At 35.7% G+C, this 20929-nt stretch carries 21 protein-coding genes; 6 read left to right on the top strand and 15 right to left on the bottom strand.

Annotated features, from left to right (window positions below; genetic code table 11):
- Positions 1 to 89 precede the first annotated feature (89 nt).
- On the bottom strand, positions 90 to 413 hold the full coding sequence (locus PECL_RS00665) for a PTS lactose/cellobiose transporter subunit IIA (protein WP_014214662.1): 324 nt from the start codon (positions 411 to 413) through the stop codon (positions 90 to 92).
- A gap of 88 nt (positions 414 to 501) precedes the next feature.
- The gene (locus PECL_RS00660; RefSeq protein ID WP_014214661.1) at positions 502 to 816 is read right to left on the bottom strand and encodes a PTS sugar transporter subunit IIB; all 315 of its coding nucleotides are present in this window, start codon (positions 814 to 816) and stop codon (positions 502 to 504) included.
- Positions 817 to 950: 134 nt separating this feature from the next.
- Between PECL_RS00660 and PECL_RS00655 the strand changes: the two genes are divergently transcribed.
- Together PECL_RS00655 and PECL_RS00650 are read left to right on the top strand one after the other, a co-directional pair.
- Positions 951 to 1652 (top strand): GntR family transcriptional regulator, encoded by a 702-nt coding sequence (locus PECL_RS00655; protein ID WP_014214660.1) that lies wholly within the window; start codon positions 951 to 953, stop codon positions 1650 to 1652.
- Positions 1653 to 1747: 95 nt separating this feature from the next.
- Positions 1748 to 1993, top strand: a complete 246-nt coding sequence (locus tag PECL_RS00650) for a hypothetical protein (protein WP_014214659.1) — start codon at positions 1748 to 1750, stop codon at positions 1991 to 1993.
- Between the two features lie 84 nt (positions 1994 to 2077).
- Here PECL_RS00650 and PECL_RS00645 read toward each other — a convergent pair whose 3' ends face one another.
- The 8 genes from PECL_RS00645 to PECL_RS00610 all read right to left on the bottom strand — a co-directional run bounded on the left by PECL_RS00645 (position 2078) and on the right by PECL_RS00610 (position 11017).
- Positions 2078 to 3229, bottom strand: a complete 1152-nt coding sequence (locus PECL_RS00645; RefSeq protein WP_014214658.1) for a hypothetical protein — start codon at positions 3227 to 3229, stop codon at positions 2078 to 2080.
- Positions 3230 to 3238: 9 nt separating this feature from the next.
- Positions 3239 to 4099, bottom strand: a complete 861-nt coding sequence (locus PECL_RS00640; protein WP_014214657.1) for a GGDEF domain-containing protein — start codon at positions 4097 to 4099, stop codon at positions 3239 to 3241.
- Complete coding sequence (locus PECL_RS00635) at positions 4086 to 6203, bottom strand: cellulose biosynthesis cyclic di-GMP-binding regulatory protein BcsB (protein ID WP_324608735.1); 2118 nt, start codon at positions 6201 to 6203, stop codon at positions 4086 to 4088. Before PECL_RS00635 ends, PECL_RS00640 begins: the two co-directional genes overlap by 14 nt.
- Positions 6148 to 7401, bottom strand: coding sequence for a glycosyltransferase family 2 protein (locus tag PECL_RS00630; RefSeq protein ID WP_041534686.1), 1254 nt, complete (start codon positions 7399 to 7401; stop codon positions 6148 to 6150). Before PECL_RS00630 ends, PECL_RS00635 begins: the two co-directional genes overlap by 56 nt.
- The gene (locus PECL_RS00625; RefSeq protein WP_014214654.1) at positions 7397 to 8974 is read right to left on the bottom strand and encodes a hypothetical protein; all 1578 of its coding nucleotides are present in this window, start codon (positions 8972 to 8974) and stop codon (positions 7397 to 7399) included. Before PECL_RS00625 ends, PECL_RS00630 begins: the two co-directional genes overlap by 5 nt.
- A complete protein-coding gene (gene wsfD, locus PECL_RS00620; protein ID WP_156681825.1) occupies positions 8964 to 9809 on the bottom strand; it encodes a glycan biosynthesis hexose transferase WsfD in 846 nt (281 codons plus the stop codon). The genes PECL_RS00625 and wsfD (PECL_RS00620) overlap by 11 nt, the downstream gene beginning before the upstream one ends.
- A 17-nt stretch (positions 9810 to 9826) precedes the next feature.
- A complete protein-coding gene (wsfD, locus tag PECL_RS00615) occupies positions 9827 to 10441 on the bottom strand; it encodes a glycan biosynthesis hexose transferase WsfD (protein WP_056971090.1) in 615 nt (204 codons plus the stop codon).
- Between the two features lie 69 nt (positions 10442 to 10510).
- On the bottom strand, positions 10511 to 11017 hold the full coding sequence (locus PECL_RS00610) for a GNAT family N-acetyltransferase (RefSeq protein WP_014214653.1): 507 nt from the start codon (positions 11015 to 11017) through the stop codon (positions 10511 to 10513).
- A gap of 94 nt (positions 11018 to 11111) precedes the next feature.
- Here PECL_RS00610 and PECL_RS09680 point away from each other — a divergent pair, with 94 nt between their 5' ends.
- The 4 genes from PECL_RS09680 to PECL_RS00590 all read left to right on the top strand — a co-directional run bounded on the left by PECL_RS09680 (position 11112) and on the right by PECL_RS00590 (position 14693).
- On the top strand, positions 11112 to 11693 hold the full coding sequence (locus PECL_RS09680) for a TMEM175 family protein (RefSeq protein ID WP_014214652.1): 582 nt from the start codon (positions 11112 to 11114) through the stop codon (positions 11691 to 11693).
- A 330-nt stretch (positions 11694 to 12023) separates the two neighbouring features.
- Positions 12024 to 13016 (top strand): tryptophan ABC transporter substrate-binding protein, encoded by a 993-nt coding sequence (gene trpX / locus PECL_RS00600; protein ID WP_014214651.1) that lies wholly within the window; start codon positions 12024 to 12026, stop codon positions 13014 to 13016.
- Positions 13013 to 13921, top strand: a complete 909-nt coding sequence (locus PECL_RS00595) for an ABC transporter permease (protein ID WP_014214650.1) — start codon at positions 13013 to 13015, stop codon at positions 13919 to 13921. The genes trpX and PECL_RS00595 overlap by 4 nt, the downstream gene beginning before the upstream one ends.
- Before the next feature lie 4 nt (positions 13922 to 13925).
- A complete protein-coding gene (locus PECL_RS00590) occupies positions 13926 to 14693 on the top strand; it encodes an ABC transporter ATP-binding protein (protein WP_014214649.1) in 768 nt (255 codons plus the stop codon).
- A gap of 118 nt (positions 14694 to 14811) precedes the next feature.
- Here the strand turns inward: PECL_RS00590 and PECL_RS00585 are convergent, their stop codons facing one another.
- The 5 genes from PECL_RS00585 to PECL_RS00565 form a co-directional block, all read right to left on the bottom strand.
- Positions 14812 to 16110 (bottom strand): D-serine ammonia-lyase, encoded by a 1299-nt coding sequence (locus tag PECL_RS00585; RefSeq protein WP_014214648.1) that lies wholly within the window; start codon positions 16108 to 16110, stop codon positions 14812 to 14814.
- 133 nt (positions 16111 to 16243) lie between these two features.
- A complete protein-coding gene (locus PECL_RS00580) occupies positions 16244 to 17659 on the bottom strand; it encodes a zinc ribbon domain-containing protein (protein ID WP_050899548.1) in 1416 nt (471 codons plus the stop codon).
- Between the two features lie 18 nt (positions 17660 to 17677).
- The gene (locus tag PECL_RS00575; RefSeq protein ID WP_014214646.1) at positions 17678 to 18652 is read right to left on the bottom strand and encodes a zinc ribbon domain-containing protein; all 975 of its coding nucleotides are present in this window, start codon (positions 18650 to 18652) and stop codon (positions 17678 to 17680) included.
- A gap of 3 nt (positions 18653 to 18655) precedes the next feature.
- Positions 18656 to 19834 carry a serine hydrolase gene (locus PECL_RS00570; RefSeq protein ID WP_041534529.1) on the bottom strand — a complete coding sequence of 393 codons (1179 nt, stop codon included), beginning with the start codon at positions 19832 to 19834 and terminating at the stop codon, positions 18656 to 18658.
- A gap of 208 nt (positions 19835 to 20042) precedes the next feature.
- The gene (locus PECL_RS00565; RefSeq protein WP_014214644.1) at positions 20043 to 20438 is read right to left on the bottom strand and encodes a hypothetical protein; all 396 of its coding nucleotides are present in this window, start codon (positions 20436 to 20438) and stop codon (positions 20043 to 20045) included.
- Positions 20439 to 20929: the final 491 nt, after the last annotated feature.

The raw sequence follows: 20929 nt of genomic DNA, 5'->3' as shown, positions 1-20929 counted from the left end.
GTGAAGAGTCTGAGACAAAACAATTGTTTCATCACAGACTCCCCTCAATATATGCATAACGTTACAAGCTCTCTGTCTTATTTAACGTTTTATTTATTATCTAACCTCTTGTATAGATCAACAATTTCACCAGCTAGATCACGGAATGTTATGGCATTCATAATGTGGTCTTGTGAATGAACTGTAAGCAAAGTAACTTTAGCGTGATCGCCATTTGCTTCATCGGTCAACATGCCAGTTTGCGCATTATGTGCTTCTGTCAAAAAGCCATCAGATTCTTTTAATTTCTCATCAGCTTTGGTAAAATCGCCTTCTTTTGCAGCGTTAATTGCTTCAAACGCTGAACTTTTAGCATTACCTCCATTGATAATTAATCCCATAATTGCTTCCATGTTTTGTTCTTCTTCAGCCATTCTCCAATTACCTATCCTTTGTTTTATAAGTTATGTACATGGCTAGCGTTGTCAAAATTGATAGCGCTGCCAATTTTATATAAATAGACTATTTTGCACCCATTGAGGTCAAAGCTTCAGCAAGAACTTTTTCGCCGTTCATCATTCCGTAATCTTGCATGTTAATAACTTCAACTGGAATACTTAATTTGCTCTTAAAGTTACTTTCAAGATAACGAACTTGAGGTCCAAGCATTAGAATATCTGGTTTCTTTTCTGACAACTTATTATCAGCATCTGAGGCTGCTGTTGCAAAGATATCTGCATCTACGCCTTCTGCTTCTGCTGCCTTTTGCATCTTTGAAACCAATAAACTCGTTGACATACCTGCTGCACATACTAACATAATTGTTTTTTCAGCCATAATTGAACACTCCTATAATTTAATTTTGTTTTGCGGTTGACTATGTAACCGCTTACGTTACAATTGAATTATAAATCGTAGGTACAAATTTTACAAGTACCTTTCATTATTTTTTATTTTTAGGGGTGATTTTTATGTATCACGAGATCGCTGATGATCTGATTCGCTCAATTCAACATCAACTTTTTAAAGAGAAACTTCCAACTGAGCAAAAATTAATGAGCCGCTATAATGTGAGTCGCAATACTATTCGCAAGTCTTTAGATATTGTATGTCAAAGAGGATTAGCACGTCGAGTCCAAGGAAGTGGCTACTACATCAATAATATTGATAGGTCTAGCAAACGAGTCGTTAATCTTACAATGGGAATTTCCAGTAAAGAGCACCGTAACAAGTTAACTTCGAAAGTGATTACCTTCGATCGAATAGTCGCGGATGACGCCCTTGCAGAGCAGTTTGGTGCTCAAGTTGGAGATGAATTACATCGAATTATACGTTTACGATATTTAGAAGGTAAGGAGTATTGCTTGGAATATGCATATTATGAAAAAGATGAAATTCCTTACATTCCCGTCGAAGCCGCTCATGACTCTCTACTTGATTTCATTGATGATGAGTACAATATTCGCGTTAATAGTAGTAACCAATATTTAAGTTTAGAAACCCTTTCGGAAGAGGAAGCAAGTCTCTTAGATATGACAGAAAGAGCTTCTGTTTTAGCCCTACAGCAATCAAATTTTCGTAAAAATGATATACTTTTTAACTTTTCATACACAATTTATGTATATCCCGATCTAAGCTTCTACTTTCACTCATTTAACCAGGATAGTAACTAATCAGCGGATTCTTTTTATAAAATTTAATTCAATTTGTATTTGACATTTACGAACATACGTTTGTATAATATATTTACTTAATTGGAGGTTTTGTTATGAAAAGAATTAGTGGCATCATCACGTCGGAGATTAAACTTATTAACTCATCCCCTATTCTAGTGCGGTTTGAAGTAACCGATCGCCAAAATATTACCTACAACTGTATTTTGCATACATTAGCACTAACTTTCCTCCAAAATGCCAGTATGGGTTCGGGGGTAACTCTCCTCGTGCGCGAAAACATTCGCCATCAAAACGTTGTCAAAAAATTTGAAGTATTTAATTCTCAAGTTTTTATTTAGTTTATTCAAAAAACACTGATTTTACCCGTTCAAGAAACCAACTATGATTTCTTAAATACAGATTAAACCAGTGTCATTTTATTTTTAGTAATTACCACAGGTTGCCGCCTGTAGGGCTACCAGATTATTATATGAATAAAAGTCTTGTAACTTACTTTCTCCTATTCCGCCTTCATATTTTCCGTTTTGAAGCTGTCCATTCCAAACTAACTGCATGGCCCGCTTATAATTTACGTTATCATCACTCGCCGCAAACACCATCGCAGCTAATGCATAATTAGCAGGAGATTGCCCATTGTCTTGCACGGTCCCATTAATTGAATATGCGTTATACAATGTTTTATGTTCTATTTGCTGAATCAACCACTGTCGACTAGCTTCCTTTAATTTTCCAACTTGTGCTAAGTGCACCAAGGTTTCCAATGCCTCTGAAGTGTTTAGGTCTGCTGTGGAGTATTGTTCCGTTTTCCAATTGTAACTAGCCGCATACAAAGGAAAAACATCTCCTTGATAACCATCCTGTATTACTCGCAATTGTTTTTGATATTCTTTTTTGCCCTGCTTCGTTTGATCTTCAAAATATTTTAGGGTTTGTAAATCAAAATATGCTAATGATCCTTGTGTCGATCCCTGTTTTGACCTCTGATCATAAAAATCAACTAATTGACCATTTTTAATACAATTTACACTAAGCTTAGCAAATCTTTCTGAAGCCTCTTTTTGATATTTTTCTGTATGGTTTATTGTGTCAAAAACAACTAGTGCTTTTATAATTCTTAAATCATCCAAAGTAGCATTAACCGGGTATTTCCGCTTAGTCTGCGGATTATATCGATAGCTAAATTGATCTCCCAAATCAAATGTTTTTTTTGTCTGTTGATAAAATTGTGAAAATTCTTTCTTTTTACCGCTTCGTGCCAAGTATTCAAGCCACATGCCGGAAGACTCACTTAACATCTCATGACCAGTTGCATGGCTTGCTTGATATTTGGTTCGTCGATAATTCGTATAAATACCTTGTTTTTTTAACAAATTATTTTGAATAAATTTCACCAAATTTTGGCGTTGGGTTTTAAACTGACTGCCAACGTTGATCGTTGAATTTTGCAGCACTTTAGCACCCGATTCAATCGTCGGTACCGGCTGTTTAGGGAGCACCGCCGACTTCTTGCATCCTGCTATTCCAACCGATAACAGTACTAGCACTATATATGTGGTTATTTTGTTTTTCTTCATAAAGACCTCCTATGATTCTGGTACATCATATTCCGTCTCTTTAACCGCACCATCGATTAAATCATACGGTGTTTTCATTGTTTCCGCATCCCATGATGAGACCCCAACAACAAGTGATATTTTTAAAGATTTCAAGGTCGGAACTGTGTTAATACCCATCGCAAAACTTTTTTTAATCCGTTCAGCAGCGATTTTTGCTCCTACGTCATCCGCGTATAATAAACTTCCCCATGTTGGTAATGCATCATCTAAGTAATAAGTAATATCGTTATCTCGGGTTGTATTGGTGATAATATCAGAAGTCACCTTCAGTAACTCTTTCATTTGAGACTGACTCATCATGCGCTTTAATTCATTGTAATATCGGATTCGAATAATAATAGTTGTCACCGGTAGATTAAAACGCCGATTTGTTTCAATAAAAACTTGTGCATCCTCAACGTAAGCAACCATTGTTCGTAATTTTGTTTCAGTGTCAAACGCACCTTGCTCAATCAATGCGTTCCGTAGTTCATTATTAGTTGTTTGTAATTCACGCTGTTTAGTTGTCATAAAATAAATCACAACGGATAAAAGAGTTGGCATAACTAACCAAAAAGATAATTCCAAAGGAACTCGGTGTGACATGGCACCATTTAGGTAGATCATTACGATTATTTGTACAAAAACAAAAAATAGATTTTCAATCAATCCTGCAAAAATTCCATAGAAATATGTGATCAATATCGATAATATGGTTAATCCCATGTAGATAATATTAATGTACAAATGACCTGTCACACTCATCAGAATTCCCGTAAAACACATCAATGCTATAAATATTAAAAGATAAATATCTGAATATAAATTATTTCGACTATCTTGACTCATTTTTTACCCTCCCATACTTGAGGAGATTATTCTTCTTCAGCAACATAAAGACCACCGTGCCCAAGACTATCAGGATAAATAGGGCTAATCCAACAAAAATCAATAATTTAGAGTTTTTACTAATGGATTGTTTAACTGTACTTTCTTGGTCTGGTCCGGCATTTTTCTTGAACCGATAACTGTAGTGATTATTATCTTGATCCACTAAAATGGCATCAACATTTTGATATTGTTGAATATTTTTTTGAAAATTAATTTGTGTTGATGCAAGATATGCATCTGCAGGTTGCGCGGCTGTCACTACTAACAAGCCACGTTGCTCATTATACGGTGATCGTAATAACTGCGCTGTCCCAACGTTATGTCCGTACTGTGATTCAATACTAAGTTTCTCATTTGAAACAAAATGATCGAATTTAGAGTCAAATTTAAAATACAATTTTGAGTTTAAATCTTTTACCATGTTATTTTCTGATGGGGTTCCAAAAACAATCACACTACTGTTCTTCAAAACATCAGCAGCCGGTTTCTTACTATAAAACTTAATCTTTCCAACATTACTTTGTGCGTAATTTCCAATCAAATTAAAAATATTGGTCATTGTGGCAAAATCATCTTCAGTCATTGATTTAGGCCGAATAACGGCAATATTATTAAAAGTCCCATTTTGAACGAACGTACTTGGATAATTTTTAAATAATATGTCTTCTAGTTGACGTGACTTGATATTTGCTTCAGAGTCAGAATCAATAACTGCCCATGGGGTTTGACTATTATTGACATCCGCACCATCCATTTCCAAATCAAATGCCACGCGTATAGTAAAGTTATTACTCAAACTCTGCCCCTTTGGCAAACTGACCGTCATGCTATCGTTATCAGCATTAGCTGCTGATAACTTTTGGCTCCCAATCGGTTGATCATTGACATATACCGTCACCAACGATTTCTTAAAGTTTAAGTTCTTTGCATATTTAAAGTGTAAATTAATCGTTGAACCATCAGCGTTAGTACGTCCAACGGGTAAATTAATAAAATATGCCTGCTCTTGATGGTGTTCGCCCACCAACTTAGTATCTGTCTGAGATAACTGCTTATGGCCTTGATACTGTAATACGGATGTATCAGTATCCGTTTCGGTCGTTATCTCTTTAGTATCAGAATCCGTTTCTTGCATTAATTCTTGATTAGCCGCAAACTGTGCCGCTTTTTTTAATAGTTCATCTGTTTTAGCAGTTACTATTAGTTCATCATAATGTTTGTGTCCTATTCTCTGAATCACGGCTTGATTATCGACTTGTTTTTCGGAAACCTCTTTTTTAATATCAGATGGCAAATCTTGATATTTAGCAACAATTAAACGATATGTAGCATGATTATAATCATCACTATCTAGTTGAGTTACCGGAATTTCTTCATTTTCATTAGTAATAATTCGTGATTGGCCTGATAAAACGTAGGTGCTTGCTGACAACTCTGAATTGGTAGGTGTTTTAGGGGTAGCGATTACCGTATCATGATTCACAATTGTATCTGGTCCCGTAAAATGATCATAAAAGGATTTAATACTATTATTAGAGTTCTCAAGCGAATACTCAAAGTTAACGTTGGCGCCGTTATAAATCGTTAACCAATCCGCCGGTGTTGGTGTAGCAGACTGCTTATTTCCATCCGAAGTGACGATTTGACCCGTGATTTGCAAATTATTGGTCGATTCTACCAATTTGGTTGGAATATCAATTTTTTTAGTTTGCATACCAGATTCATTTTTAGGTTTAAACGAATAAAATTTTTGTCCATTAATCGAAATAGTTATATTCGATTGTTTATCATTGCTTAACTGGGATATTTGAAAATCTAAATTAAGTGAAACCTTTTTAACATCCCAATAATCGGTTTTAATAAAATACATGTTCGACTGAACAGCATTTCCAGACAAAGTCGTTGTCTGATTCTGTAAGGGTTGTGTATAGGTTGAATCAGCCTTTGCCATTGGAATATTTAAAAACAATAAAATTCCTAAGAATGTAATAATTCCAATTATTAATTTATTTATAGCGTTTTGTTTTATACCATTTTGCTTGTTGATGAAAGACTTGTTCACGAATATACCCCACCATTCCGTAAACTGCGACCGCCAGCCACAGTTGACTATAAACTAAGTACATAAAAATAATTACTAACACGTTTGTGAACGTCATTTCACCTTTTTCAGTTGTAACCGTCACAAACGTACTTAACACAAACAAGAGCACCGCAAATATCCAAACCGAATTACTGAACCCCTGTAAATTTGAATGAACAACACCTGAAACTGAAAATACAAAAACAGAATCCGATAAAATTAGTGATGTCATTAATAAAAAGTAAACTGCCATAAAATATAATAAATCAAAGCGAATCTTCCGCGCCTTTCGGTCAAATAACAGTTTAGTATTCTTTAAGATAACGTAGATGTTACCTTTCACCCAGCGGGTTCTTTGCCGAAACCAGACATCAATCGTTTGTGGTTCTTGTTCCCATGTAACCGCTCTTGGTTGAAACTTTATATGGTATCCACTTCGATATAGTTGAAAGCTGATTTCCGTATCTTCGGCCAGGGCCTTTACATCCCAACCTCCAACCTCTTCCAACACGGAACGGCGAATAACATAGTTAGTTCCCGGAATTGTGCAAAGACCAAATAATTGCTGACGACCTGCCTGTGCCATCCATTGAAACGACAAAGTTTCGACATTAATAAACCTAGTAAGAATTGATGCATTTTTATTGCGAGTTCTAAACTTACCAATTACGGCTCCCGCTTTGTCGTCCTGTAGTAATTCTGCTACTAATATTCGAAGTGCTCCAGATTCAGGAGTATTATCTGCATCATAAATCGAGATAATGCTTCCAACTGCTTGTTTTAATCCAATATTAAGTGCATTTGATTTACCCTTGCCGCCATTTGTCTTGTCAGTATTAATTACTTTCAAATTTCGACCATCATATAATTGCTGTAAATTTGCTAAAAGTTCAGCTGAATCATCGTCGGAATTGTCATTAATGACAATCACCTCATAACGGTCACTGGGATAATCAAAATTCAATAATGCTTGAACAGTTTTAACAATCACGATTCCCTCATTATGAGCAGGCACCATAATTGAAACAAAAGGTGGTTTCTCTGGTAACTTTGGAGTTGGCGTTCTTGTCCATTTAAGGTAGTACGCATAACCAGCAATCGTCAAAATTAAATTGACGATTAAAATAAGCCAGATTGAAATAATCGCTATTAACAGTGAAAAATCTAATAAATTAATGGTGCTTACCTCCTTGTCTACGCGTAAACATGCCACGATAAATCCTGCGACCCAAAACAATAAAAACAACTAAAATAATTAATACAAAGCCAAAGAAAATTAACATTATGTTGGATTGGAATTTAAAGAATCGATTGACCGCTGATACCGTCGTCTTTGTCTTATTAGGTGCAACACTAAATTCGTTTTGCTGTGAAATCGTGACGGGCTCTCCATTCAAAGTATAGTTACCGTGCAAATAATTAATACGAAGCGCTCCCGCTGATATTTCCATTGATTGATCTGAAGATGCAGGATCAAGGAAATCAATCTTTAGTCTATCAATCCTATCAAGTGTATCTTTAGTCTGTTGAGTACCACTTGGTGTTTTAACTGTAACTGATGTTGGTATTGTCCAACTTTCATCAGTTAATTTATGAACCGTTTGAAAGTTTTTAAGAGACATCGCAAAATAATTAGTATCCGCAATTCCCGCCGTTAGTTTATTACCGTCATCTTGGAACTTACTCGAATTTGGTAATAATAAAACACGATTTGCTTGCTCCAATCCATTAGTTCGCAACATCTCATTTTGATTCCATTCATTGGTGGCGCTAATCCCAACGGGTAAAACCTGCTTCCGGCCTAAACTAATAAAATAGTCCTGCATTAACTGCTTTAACTCATTTCCGCTACTAGTACTGGGATCAATCGTTTCTGGTGTTTGCAAAAACACTACACCATTCTGATTTTCAATTTTTCGTAAAACCGCTGTAAAACGATCAAAAGCTTTTAAATTCGTATTATCTGCAACTGATCTAACACTCACCGCAAATGGAATTCCCATCCCAAATAATTGCGAAGTTAAATGGCTAAGTTGGTTTAAATCACTGTATGGAGTCACGTCAGTTATCGTTAAAAGAGGGTGCTGTTGTTTTGCACAATCAAACAAATTTCCAATTGTTTGTGCTGCCAGCAACATGCTCAGTCCATCATTTGCAATAAAGGGAAGGTACCCTGATTTTTCTTCAACCCAACCGTAAGCGTATCTTTTGCTGTTATCCCCCTGAGAAATCAGGGTACCAAAACTTTGTCCGTGCTTGGAATCTGATTGTGGCACCACCTGCATAGAGTCAGTGAACGGTAGCAGCTGGCTCGTTCCTGATTTTCCACTAATAGTTAGCTGTTGATGATACAGTTGCTTTAATTTCACTTTTAATCCAGTTTGCTCACTATCAGATATGTTTTGTCCGATATGGAGTTTTATTCCTGAATACAACTGCAAGTCATGGTCGTACTGTTGATTATTTATATGGGCTTCGGGCCAGTTAATCAGTGAAATCACACCCTGATAATCTTCTTTTTTTATTTCACCTTGTTTATAACTATTCAGTTTAATAGTTGTTACTTTAAAATGGTAGCTTGCCATCAATCGCTGTAATGTATCAAGTCTTCGGTTTCCATCTTGAGAAACGTTTTGTGAATCATATACCACTAGCACCTTTTGGGTTGAAGCATGGACCGTTTGCACCATTGTCAGCCCAACACATGCCAAAAAAACTAGTATAGTAATCAATCCAGTTTTAATCCTCATCTTCTTTACCGCCTCCCCACAAAGTATGGTTAACGTTATCGGCCAAGAAAATCATTAAAACCATGTCCAGAATAAACGAAACTGGTAGCATGTGCTGAGCCAAATTAGTTTTGCCAAAAGTCATTATGGATGTTATCGGAAAAACGCACACCCCTATCATTAACCCCATCATCAAAAAGTATTTCAATGTAGAATTAAACCGATTAGATCTGAAATCACGGAACATTCCCACAGAATAAATAATCACCAAAGCAATTAACAGCATAAAATTAAAAGCATATGTTTTGGGGTAAAATGTCTGTGTAAGTTGGCTGGTAGCGGTAAAATAACGAACTTGTCCGACCGGTTTATGCGATTCTTTTGGATAATTACCCACTGATCTATTTTGAACAACCATTATGTTTTTTGCGGCATCATCCAATAATGCTCCAAACTGTGAAAGTGAATGCCCGTAGTAGGAGGTTAGCCAGAAAATATCATATTTATCTAATAAATTATTTTTTACCCACTTAGAATCCGGTCGTAGCGTCGTGTAATCAACAGGATAATAATCTTCATCTTTCATCAGGGTAAATTGTTGACTAATTTCCCCCGAAATCAACTTGTGATTGACATTACTATCATCTGCTAATACTCCCTTTGAAAGGGACTGATACTTATTAACATTATGTTCTGCAGGTGAAATCAATTTAGTCGTAGCAATGCCAGCCACTGCAATTAATAACAATCCGACTCCCAAATAAAGCCCTTTATATTGGACATGTGGCAAAAAATAAAAACCAATACCGCCAATGAATAATACAATTGCTAACGGTGCGTTTGCATAATTATTCAATACTAATAAAATTGATACTAGAAAATATGCACTAATTGCAATATATCGTTTAATGACGGTACTAAAAGAATTAATGCAATCGCATATAAGAGTAATATAAACGTTGCTGGATAGGTATAAAAAGAATTAAAATACATGGTGATTGCAGAGTCGCAAGCGATCAGTACCGTTACCAATCCCAAAATATAATGCCTGACCTTTCGCTCTCCTCCACTAATAGCTCGCACAAACATATAAATGGCACCAAGATAAAATACTAAATACACTAGTCCCAAAAAACGAATATCAAAAATAATTTTGCTATAAAACAAGCGATTCAGAACTAGTGCCGTTTGAATGAACCAATTACTTGTACTAAAAATCGGCATAATCCCATCAACATAATATTGTTTAATTCCAAATTGATTTTGAAAATATTCAGTATATGCCCTTTGTGGGTGTAATTGATATAACCCATTTTGATTTATCAAACGCGCGAAATCTCCATTATCCGCATATCCGTGTCCTTGTCCGTAAAACAATATATAACTGACCACAAAAAAGCCCACTAACACAGCGATGCTAGCGGGTGAGAAATAACGACTTATGATTTCAGAAAAAGAGAGCCATCCCTTTTTGATGTTATTCACCATAACTGATTTTCAAACCCTTACACTTTAAATTAATTTGTACTATTCACCATTGTACCAAACCTACCATTTTTATTTGCGTAAGTTAACTATTTTTTTGCCAAAAATGTCTAGAGAACGTAATTGACCATCCATATTGGCTACTTCTGGCATCTCACCCCACAATTCAAAACCAGCCTTGCTGAAAATATGTTTGCTGGCTTCATTATGTGCAAAAATAAAAGCAACCAACCGATTTATCCCTAAATGGGGTGCCTTCTCCTCAGTAAATTTTAACGCCTTCGTACCAACTCCCTTACCATGAGCTGTATCCGCCAGATAAATGCTTACTTCTGCTGTTGATCGGTATGCTTCACGCCCGTAAAAATCACTCAGACTAATCCAGCCAATAACTCGATTTTTGTCCATAATGATCCAAATTGGTCGATTGTTTCGGTGTTCCAAAAACCATTCCCTACGATCTTCGACAGTTACAGATTTTAAATCAGCCGTTGCCAACCGTCCTGGGATAGATTGGTTATAAATTTCTACAATTTGTGGCAAATTTTCTATTTTAGCAATTTTAAATAAAAGTTCCATTCTTATGTCCTCCTGCCCACTTCTATTTATTTTAACGTTATCTTATAATAAAAATAGTCATCAAAACACCAATACTACGAGTTAATATTAACCTATGTCCAAAACCCGTTTTGAAGCATTTACCGATGGTGTTATTGCCGTCATCATTACCATAATGGTATTAGATATCAAAGTCCCTGCCAAACCAACTTGGCAATCACTTGCTGGAATCGGTCAAAATGCCCTAGTTTATGTAATTTCATTTATTTTAATTTTCTCGGTATGGATCAGTCACCATCGTATTATGCTAAATTTACACTCTCCCGATACTCCTTTGTTATGGATTAACGCTTTTTTCTTGCTCTTCTTATCATTTGCGCCACTTTCAACCGCCTGGGTAGGACATTATATCACGTACCCACTTCCAGAATTTTTATTTAGCCTAAATTCTTTATGTAATATGTTGATGATTCGTGCACTATCTAATCATGTACGGCATATCGAAAATTTTAACGAAAAAACTCAGGCAACTTATTCTGCCATTCAAGGAAAAACTCGTTATAACATTATTCTAGCGGTTTTCTGCTGCATTATTAGTTTTTTTGTTCCATTATTAGCATTCGTTGTTAGTGCCGGGATAGCCATTTATTGGATTTTAAATGGACTTTTGGTTCACTATCAATACGGACATTACTAACATTATCAATAAAAAGCATTGACAACTCGTTTGCCAATTGTTTATACTCAATATTAATTAATAAGTTGAAAGTTGGAAATCACATGAGTAATTATCAAACACAACTGAATATTCGTTGGCAAAGCCGGTAATCAGGTTGTAATTGTTTAGGCAAGATACAATCTGACTTAACAGATCGTATCTGTGCCGGCTCATTTGTGATGACAAAGCCCGCATGGATTAAATAGTCTATGCGGGCTTTGTTTTTAGTTTATTAAGGACAATCCCACGGGGGTTGTCCTTTTTATTTTAAATATGGCAACTACCGTGCGCACTCAGGAGGAGATACTAATGAAAAGAATGTTAGGATTCATCGCTGCAATGTTTATTTTTTTAGGTTTTGCATTTTTTCACGAAAGCACTAATGGACCAGTTACCAGTAAGAAACCTACCGTAGGACTACTTCAGCTCATGAACCAACCCGCTCTCGCGCAAATTCAGTCCGGTATATATACGGGGCTGAAGGATGAAGGTTTTCATAACGGTAAAAATATAAATATTGATTATCAAAATGCCCAAGGTAATCAAAGTAATTTAAAGACAATGAGTGAAAAGTTTGCCAATGAAAATGCCGATCTAGCAATTGGTATTACGACACCCTCTGCAATTTCATTAGCCGACGTTATGAACAAAACTCCACTTGTTATGGGCGCTGTGACTGACCCGCAAGGTGCCGGTCTCGTTAAAAATTTAAAAAAGCCTGAAAAAAATATTACTGGTGTGTCTGACCAAGCCCCCCTTGGAGAACAATTAGATCTTATCCAACGGCTAATGCCTAATATGAAAACGCTCGGTATTATTTATACCTCCAGCGACAATTCTGCGGTCACTCAGTATAAAAAATTCAAACAACTTTGTGAAGAACGGCACATTAAGTTAAAAGTGTACTCAATCTCAAATTCAAACGATCTAAATCAAGTCTCACAAACAATGATGTCTTCGGTAGATGCTGTTTATGTGCCAACTGATAATACTATTGCTGGAGCAATGTCGACTCTAATTAAAAACTCCGATGCTGCAAAAGTTCCCGTTTTCCCTGCTGTTGATTCAATGGTAAAAGATGGGGGAGTTGCCACTTACAGTGTTAATCAGTACAAACTTGGTGTTATGACTGGAAAAATGGCAGGTAAATTGCTCAAGGGTCAAAAGATTTCCAAAACTCCCGTTGAATTTATCCGTTATGGTGATCTAACCATCAACCTGCCACAAGCTAAAAAAATGGGTGTTCATATTCCTGACAGCTTAATTCAACAGGCACAATCGAAAGGAGAGTTAATCAAATGAATTTAATTACATCTGCAATTGGACAAGGTTTACTTTGGGGATTACTTGGTATCGGTCTATTTTTAACTTTCCGAATTCTTGATTTTCCTGATATGACTGTAGAAGGCACATTTCCGCTTGGCGCCGCTGTCAGCGTTACGGCTGTCACACATGGTATGAATCCGTTTCTTGCAACACTGCTTGCCTTCTTAATCGGCATGGTTGCCGGTCTAATAACCGGACTACTTTACACCAAGGGTCGAATTCCTATCTTACTAGCAGGAATTTTAGTTATGACCGCTTGTTATTCTGTAAATTTACGAATCATGGGTACCTCAAATATTTCCTTATTAGGGAAACAATCTTTATTTACAAACCATTTTTTGGAGTCACTACCACAATATTTTGACAGTGTTTTCTTAGGATTTATTATTATTGCTATAGTTATCGCGCTTCTTGCTTTATTTTTACAAACCGATTTAGGACAGGCATTTATCGCAACCGGAGATAATGAAAAAATGGCAAAATCTCTCGGTATCAGTACTGACTTAATGAAAAACATGGGATTGATGATTTCAAATGGACTGATTGCTATAGCTGGTGCTCTAATCGCCCAAAGCAATGGTTACTCAGACGTTAATATGGGCATCGGAATCATTGTTATCGGTCTTGCATCAATTATTATCGGTGAAGTTGTATTCGGAGAATTAACGATGAATCAACGCTTAATTGCTGTTGTTTGTGGAAGTATCATTTATCGTTTTGTTCTATTGCTTGTTTTAAAAGCCGGATTTGGTACAAACGATCTAAACCTAATTTCATCCATTGTCCTAGCTCTTTGTTTAATGTTGCCAACATTCCGTAGCCGTTTCCATTTTAAACGGACGCTTGAACACGGACTAAAAACTCCAGAAAGGAAGGACTAATAATATGAGTGAACAGCCAATTCTTGAACTCCAACACGTTTCAACAATTGTAAATAAACACACGTCTGAAGAAATGCGTATCTTAAATGATATTAATCTAAAAATCTATGCTGGAGACTTCATAACATTATTGGGATCAAACGGGGCCGGAAAATCAACCTTATTCAATGTGATTGCCGGTAACCTTACCGCCGACGAGGGCTTAGTTCTTTTAAATGGTAAAAATATCGCTCATCTCTCTGAAGAAAAACGCACTAAGTACATTAGTCGCGTTTTCCAAGATCCTAAGCTCGGAACGGCACCACGTATGACAGTTGCTGAAAACCTATTACTAGCCCAAAAAAGGGGTAAAACAAGAGGGTTACATCTTCGTAACCTCAACAGCCAAATGGATTTATTTAAAAAACTAACATCAAGTATGCCAAACAATTTAGATCAGCGACTAAAAACACCAACAGGCAATTTATCAGGTGGGCAACGACAAGCCCTGAGTTTTCTAATGGCAACTATCAAAAGACCAGACATTGTATTGCTTGACGAACATACCGCAGCATTGGATCCAAAAACTAGTCGTGAATTAATGGCTGCTACTGAAGAACGAATTACTGAAGATAATTTAACAGCATTAATGATTACTCATCACTTGGAAGATGCGATCAAATATGGTAACCGATTATTAGTGTTGCACGATGGACAAATTACAGACGACCTACGCGGAGATGAAAAGGCTGCCGCCACGGTAGATACTCTGTTTGAAAAATTTGAAGTATAGAAAAAAAGAGAGTGAAACAACCCGGTTAGCTTTTATAGAATGCTTTGTTACACAAAAACAGTGAAAAAGGAGGCTTACACCAAAAAATTTAGGTGTAATCCTCCTTTTATTATTCAGATCATATATTTCGCCCGTCTGCCAAATAACTCTCCATATCCTCTTCAGGCACCATGCTACCACCAGTTGCCCAAACAATATGACTAGCATTAGTAAGTGGGTAACCGTCCTCTTTCAACTGCCCTAGCACACTATCAAGAATAGTAAATCCAGAAGCCGCGGATGGTTCCAAATCAATTCGTTCACTATCATGTAATTGAACAACATTTTTCATCATATCTTGGTCTTCAAATGTTTGAATTCCGTACAGCAAAGTTTTCATGATTTTACCAGCAATTCTTGAAGGACGACCAACAGCCAATCCATCTGCTTTAGTAATCCCGTCGATACCCGCATCGTAAACCGAAATCTTATCATTCAATCCCGTCATCATACCTAACACAACTGATGGAATATGGGTTGGCTCAGCAAAGACTGGATGTACATTCTTGCCAAGAACCATTTTTAACCCAAACGCCACACCACTTGGGCTTCCACCAACACCAGCTGGAAGATAGACAAAGAGTGGGTGTTTTTCATCAACCTTAATTTTTTGTGCTTTCAATTGTGTTTGCAGACGCAAGGCTGCAACCGCATACCCAAGGAACAGGTCATATGAACCTTCATCATCAATAAAATATGTTGTTGGTTCCTGTTCAGCCTGTTTACGACCTTCAGTAATCGCGTGTGTAAAATTATCATTATACTCAACAACATTTACCCCTTTACTACGCAACATATCTTTCTTCCATTGAGCCGCGTCAGCTGACATATGTACAGTTGTATTAAATCCTAATTTACTAGCAACAATCCCAATTGATAATCCTAAATTACCGGTTGAACCAACTGCAATTCCATAACCAGAGAATAATTTATGATATTTTTCTTCATTTAAAACAGCATAGTTGTCACCGTAGACTAAACCACCATGTTCGATTGCAACTTTTTCAGCAAATTTTAGTACTTCATAAATTCCACCGCGAGACTTGATTGAACCAGAAATTGGAAGATAGTTATCGGCTTTTAAATATAGATCTCCTTCTATCTGATGCTCAAATTGTGCATTCAATACTTCCTTCATACTCTTTAATTCAATCAATGGTGATTCTAAAATACCATGCATAGGAAGTGTTTCTGGAAAAGCAACTTCAAAATAGGGTGCAAATCGCTGAAAACGTGCCTCAGCATCAAAAACATGTTCGATTCCAACTGGTAAATTTTCAACGGTTTGATAATCCGGATTCTTCCAAAAAATTGGTTGGTAATCCTGCATTTCTTTTATAACCGGAAATTCTGAAAGTAATTCATCAATATTAGACATTTTTTTACCCCTTATTTAGTTATTTCGCACTTTTTAGTATACCGCTAAGACACTGCCAGAACCATACACATACATAAAAATGAGACTTGACTTTTTCGCCAAATCTCACAACTATTTAAATTAATTTAAAATTCTAATCTTCATGTCGATCACTAACTTTAACTCCAGGCGTAATTGAAGAAATCTTAAACCCTGAATTATCAGAATCATCTTCTGCAGCCACCTTATTGAAGGTTGCAACATATTCAAACACCTGAATATGTTCACCCGCATCATCGCTGTCGTCATCAGAATTATCAAAAGTATATTTAACTTGATAAGTAACATCCGACTTATCATGACCACTAGGCTTTACGTTAATAACTTTCGTATCATAGCTGACAGAATTAATATCATCATCTTTGTAATATCCCTTTGCCATTTCTGTAAGCTGATCATAGTCATCATTGGAATCACCATTCACAAAATAATCTGACAAATCATCACTTTTATCACCGGATGAAGAAATCGAGTCAACATCGCTGAATATGTTACTAATTTCTTGGTCTGCATCGTCTTTTGTAATCATATCCGGAAACTCTGTTGTAACATCTTCACCGTCTTCGTCTTCTGAAATGGGAGTCTCTTTGGATGTAATCGTGCTTCCTTTCAATGAATAACGAAGCTGAACCTTCATACCATCGGACCAAGGATATTCATCAAATTTGTACTTTCCAGACGTTCCCATATGTCCAGCCTTCTTGCCATTAATATAAATATCCGACTCAGGATACCCGACTACATTAAAAGATACCGTTTTTAACGATAAATCATAGCTTTGATCAGAATATACAATATCATGGCTATTTTCATTAGTTATTTTATGACTTCCTACCGTCCCAGCTGCTTTTAAATCGTAGGTGCCCGGAACGAGTGGACCAATTTTTTTACTTTGTTTTGAACTAGTCGAAGTAAAAACTTTAGAATCATTGACAAACATATCAACTCCAGCGTGATTAGTTGATATATTGGCGTACACAGAAGTTACTAAAACTTGATACTTAGGAAATAGCAACCAAAATTTACCATGTTGTTTCAAAGTAAAGCCATTTTCCGCGCTACCACTTGTCCTCAGCCCATTCTCAAAATTAGAAAGCCGTTCTTTATTTTTCATCATGTTAACAAACGGTTCCATCTTATTATTAGTTATTTTTAAGCTAGGATCGTTGGAATAAAAATAACTGCCAACATTCTTATCATGCTTAATTGAAGAAATCATTCTATTAAGTTGCTGACTTTTTCCGTAGTAATTATTTCCAAACCAGTATCCGCCAGCCATCAACACAATTATTATTCCAATTAATATTTTTATCCACTTAGGGACTCTTTTCTTATGAGTCGCTGTCATGATCTGATCATTTTGAGGGACGGCAACTTTTTCATTTGTTTTATTAGTTTGTTTTTCAAAGTACTCCGTCAAATTGAAGCCACAATTTGGGCAAAATCCCTCTTTCTTATTTAACTTTGTACCACAATTCGGACAAAAAATTGGCTCTTTCTGCGCATCCATATTTTTCACTCCAGTCAGTTAAATATTTGAAAATAGATTCTGCACAACAGACTCAATATTTCCCAGTGCGGATCCCGCAATTGTAATAATTGTATTTTCAATATTTGGAATTATGAATTCATTCATAATAACTAGTAGGATAATTGACAATATTACAAAGGCTAATAGTGCGATAAAAATTCGGTCAATTTTAAGTTTAAGTTTTTGATCAAAAAACATTGAGAAAAAGGCGATGCTGAAACCTGCACTGGAAGCTGCGATCAGTATCCCCGTTACATACATTATAAATTTACTTGGATGGCCATCTATAAATGAACCAATTGTTAGTAGCTCTATTAGTATCATCACAACCAGTGCGAAAGCTGTATAGTTAAAACGGTGTGCAAAACGATTAACAAACTCAAAAAAATTAACTTTGTCATTAACACTGAAATACTGTAAACAAGCATATGAAACTCCAACATACACTGCATAAATCACAAAAAATAGAATTGCATACTTGATAAATCCACCAAAACCAAACGGATCAACAATTTTGGTACTTGCCTCACTATTTACTTTTTCGATAATCGTATGAAATGGAATAACCACCATTGCTGACAATAAGAATGACATGATTGCAAAAGTTGTTATTCCGTAGTAATTATGAGCTTCCTCGTCAGAGTCAAACGGTGTTTTTAGTGACTGGCGAACCCAATTCCAATAACTTTGAGCGTAATTCTTAGTCTTAGCAACACCTTCATTTAAACTATCCTTATCAATTACAATTTGTGAGTTATTTGTTGCCTTCTTTTTGTTATCAGGCTCATTTGCTTCATCACTTTTACTAACTTTATCTTTGCTAGGCATTAAAACTTCAACCTTTGCGGGTTCAACTTTTTCCTCAACCGTATTAGCATTCTCAGTTGCTACTTGCTCAACTGGTTGTCCGCAACTTGTACAGAACTTTGCACCCGCTTCTAATTTTGCTCCACAGTTAGTACAGAATTTCATATTCTAATCCTCCAAATATTTTTCGTAAACTTGCTTCCCTAAATCATTCAATGCGCTGGTCTGATCATCTTTACTACCATTCTCCAACATGGCAACCACAACGTAAGAACGACCATTTTCACTTAAAATCGCAGCATCATTTTGAACCCCATAATCGGGATAATCCCCAGTTTTATTATATGTTGAAACAGATCCTGGGATCTCTTCTAGAAGTTTAGAATGGTCCTCATCCTGATTCAATATTTGCAACATTTGTTCATCATAACTACTGGATATGAGTTTCTTATTATAAATATCGGTTAAAATTGTCCCTAAATCATTAACCGAAGTCATATTATCTTTACCCTCTTTAAGAGCATCTGTATCCATTAAATATCTCTCTAATTTAGTATCTTTAAACCCTAAATGCGTGATTTCATCATTTACAACATTGAGTCCACCCAATTTTCTGATAATAATATTAGCTGCAGTGTTATCACTGTCCTGCATCATATAATCCATCAATTCTTGCATTGAAAGTTTAGTACCATCACCCATGTTTTGAACTTTCCCGGTTCCGCCAACTTTATCAGAGTCTTTTAAAGTGTATGTATCATTCATATCAAATTTATTCTGCTTCATTTGGCTGAAAACCGTCGCCATAACATAAATTTTAATGTCACTAGCCGCTCGTTGGGGAGCATTGTTTTGACTATAGGGTGAAATTTTTGTATCTGTAGGTCCAATATAGAAAGAGTTCTTTCCACTAACACCGTCAAACGAACTAGCAATCAGTCCTTTAGCACTACTAGACGAAAAATCCTTATACGGAGATGCAGAAACACTACTAGTCCCGTCCTGTGCCTTGCTTGTTTTACTACTATGGTAAGTTGTCTTATCAGAGCTAGAAGATGATGAAGTAGGGCTATCGAATATGTATATCCAACCTACAACACCAGCAATCAGCACTACCAGAAGGATTAGTATTATCCAAAGCCAACCGTGATTTTTCTTTTTAGACCGTTTTTCACTTATCACCGGTTGGGTTTTTATATTAGAAATATTTTTATTACCATCAAGACTTTGTTTAGCGTTTGATTGACTAGTATCATTTTTCTTCTTTTCAACAGCTAATTTATGTCCACACTTTTTACAAAATTTGGCATTGATGTCATTCTTGGTTCCACATTCTGGACAATACATAACTTCCTCCATAGTCTATTATTTAGCTCATCGTTTAGAAAAACTTAATATTAGATTAACATATAATTCACACTTTTTATAGCGTATTAAAAGCAAAAAAGTTCCGACTACTAAGTAATCAGAACTTTATAATTTATTCTATATTTTTCAAAGTATTAATTAAGCTTTAGCAATTAAAGATGATCGGTCTAACTTTAGCATCGTACTTTTATTTTCTTTTTACTGCAGCTATTTTTTTGCCTTTTACATTTGATATGTCGATCAAACGCACATCAAAAGCTGCATTTGCACCGATAATTACTTCAGTTGCAAAAGAAATCAAAAGTTCTTCTATACTAACCTTCTTCTTTTGGATAAATATTCTCTGAACTATCGGATTATTCTCCATAAAACCAATTGCCAATACACGCTTTGTCTTATCAGTTAAAATAAAGTTTCCAAGTGCACCTAAATATCCAAACGGTGATTGCAGATCAATATTACTATTGAAAATAATACCTCCCGGTTGAACATCATCATAATTCAAGGTGTCATTCACAATTTTTAATTTTTCTGAAAAGCGAAATTGATTTATGTTTTCATAATTCTTTTTGTTTACAAACACTGTTCCATCTAAATAGGTACCTTCGCCAAATACAGAATACCTCTTGTATAAGGATCCTCTTTTATATATTTATTGTCTTTAAATTTTGAGTGGAATTTTTGTGAATATTCGATAAAATATTTCAAATAATAAACAAATCCAGGCGTATCAAAATTAATTAGCATCCTTTTCGCGACACAATATTCTGCTTCTTTTATGTACTGAATTGAAGTGTCATTTAATATATCGGTATATGCTTTAAAAATATCAAATAATCTTGGATTGGTGTACGAATAAGTTGTTGTCCCATCATGTTTATAATATATATACAAAGGATGTGGTACATAACTAAGAATTTTACAAGAACTTAAAATTGGAATGATTATATCTAGGTCTTCGTACACCATTTTTTTAAAGGAAAAGTGTTCCCAAATATCTCTTTTAAATATCTTATTCCAAGAATATGAATTATTTTGTCCGTCCCTTATATAGAAGGCTATATCAATTAGACC

The sequence above is a fragment of the Pediococcus claussenii ATCC BAA-344 genome, from assembly GCF_000237995.1.
Lineage (GTDB): Bacteria > Bacillota > Bacilli > Lactobacillales > Lactobacillaceae > Pediococcus > Pediococcus claussenii.
The sequence above is the reverse complement of the archived record's forward strand: the minus strand, read 5'-3'. Positions and strand labels throughout refer to the sequence as shown.